This window comes from Mycobacterium sp. E1715 (assembly GCF_001667625.1).
In the GTDB taxonomy this organism is placed as follows: domain Bacteria; phylum Actinomycetota; class Actinomycetes; order Mycobacteriales; family Mycobacteriaceae; genus Mycobacterium.
Map to the genome: position 1 here is coordinate 1 of NZ_LZJJ01000413.1, position 2,170 is coordinate 2,170.

General features: G+C 71.7%; 1 protein-coding gene. It reads left to right on the forward strand.

Features of this window, described 5'->3' with window-relative positions; all coding sequences use genetic code 11:
- The coding region (locus A9X03_RS20045) for a condensation domain-containing protein (RefSeq protein WP_156746613.1) at positions 1-2,170 on the forward strand (2,170 nt) is incomplete at both ends.

A 2,170-nucleotide genomic window follows, 5' to 3' on the forward strand; every position in this document is an offset into this window, starting at 1 on the left:
CGCCGCGCCGGGTTGACGGCTTCCCGGTTCGTGGCCAACCCCTTCGGCGGTCCCGGAGCGCGTATGTACCGCACCGGCGACCTGGTCTGCTGGGGCGAGGACGGGCAGCTGCAGTACTTCGGCCGCTCCGACGAGCAGGTCAAGATCCGCGGCTACCGCATCGAGCTCGGCGAGATCCAGTCGGTGCTCAAGGGCCTCGACGGGGTGGACCAGGCGGCCGTGATCGCCCGCGAGGACCGCCCCGGCGACAAGCGCCTGGTGGGCTACATCACCGGGACCGCCGATCCGGCCGCAATCAGGGCTGCGCTGGCCGATCGCCTCCCGCCGTACATGGTCCCGGCCGCGGTGGTGGTGCTGGAGACCCTGCCGTTGACCGGAAACGGCAAGCTCGACAAGCGGGCCCTGCCCGCACCCGAATACGCCACCGCCGAGTACCGCGCGCCGGGCGACGCCGTCGAAGAGATCCTGGCCGACATCTACGCCCAGGTGCTGGGGCTCGAGCGGGTCGGTGTCGACGCCTCGTTCTTCGACCTGGGTGGCGACAGCATCCTGTCGATGCAGGTGGTCGCGCGCGCCCGCGCGGCCGGCATCCTGTTCCGGCCGCGCGACGTGTTCGTCGAGCAGTCGGTGGCCAGGCTGGCCCGGGTGGCCGAGGTGGCGGCCGACGGTGCGGCCGGGGCGGGCGACGACGGCGTCGGGCCGGTGGTGGCCACCCCGATCATGCGATGGCTGGAAAGCATCGACGGGCCCATCGAGCAGTTCAACCAGACCATGGTGGTGCAAGCCCCGGCCGGGGCCGGCGAGGACGACGTGGTCGCGGTGCTGCAGGCGTTGCTGGATCGCCATGCCGCCCTGCGGCTGCGCGCCGATGACGACGGTGTGGGCGGCTGGTCGCTGCAGGTGCCCGAGGTCGGTGCGGTGGACGCGCGCGGCTGCGTGCACGCCGTCGAGTCGCTGTCCGACGAGGCGTTGGCGGAGGCCCGGTCGCGGCTGAACCCGGCCGCCGGGGTGATGGTCAGTGCGGCGTGGGCGCAGTCGACGGGTCAGCTGGCGCTGATCATCCACCACCTCGCCGTCGACGGGGTGTCGTGGCGAATCCTGTTGGAAGACTTCAACATCGCGTGGGCTCAGCATCACAACGGGCAGCCCATCGCCCTGCTGGCCCCCGGCACGTCGTTCGCCCGGTGGTCGTCGCTGCTTCAGGAGTACGCGCACCGGCCCGACGTGGTGTCCCGCGCCGACGAGTGGCGGCAGGTCGCGGCCACCCCGGCCGCGTTGCCGGCGGTGCAACCCGAGGCCGACACCTATGTGAACGCCGGTCAGCTGTCCGTCTCGCTGGACGTCGAGACGACCCGGCTGCTGCTCGGCGAGGTGCCGGCCGCCTTCCACGCAGGCGTGGGCGACATCCTGTTGATCGCCTTCGGACTGGCCTTCGCGGAGTTCCTGGGCACCGGCGCGGCGCCGATCGGCATCGACGTGGAGGGCCACGGCCGTCAGGAGGAACTGTTCCCCCGGGTGGACTTGTCGCGCACCGTCGGCTGGTTCACCACCAAATACCCGGTGGCGTTGAAGGCCGGCCGGCTGAGCTGGTCACAGGTGGCCGGCGGCGAGCCCGCCCTGGGCCCGGTGATCAAGGCCGCCAAGGAACAGCTGCGCGCCCTGCCCGACGGACTGACCTACGGCCTGCTGCGCTACCTGAACGACGACGTGGACCTGGACGGGGCGGACCCGGTGATCGGGTTCAACTATCTGGGACGGCTCGGCGCGGGCGCCGACCTCTCCGAGGAATTGTGGCGGGTCAGCCACGACAGCCTGGCGGTGGCGGCGGTGGCCACGGCGGTGCCCATGCCACTCGCGCACACGGTCGAGCTCAACGCCGGCACCATGGACACCGAGGCGGGTCCGCACCTGCAGGCGAACTGGAGCTGGGCCCCGTCGGCGCTGGACCACGAGCGGGTAAACCGCTTGAGCCAGTTGTGGTTTGAGGCCCTGGCCGGAATCTGCGCGCATGTCCGGGCCGGCGGCGGCGGGTTGACCCCGTCGGACATCGCACCCGCTCAGCTCAGCCAGCAGCAAATCGACAGCCTGTGCAGGCAGGGCGGCGTCGCCGACGTGCTGCCACTGACCCCGGTGCAGCAGGGACTGCTTTTCCACACCGCCTTCGCGCAGG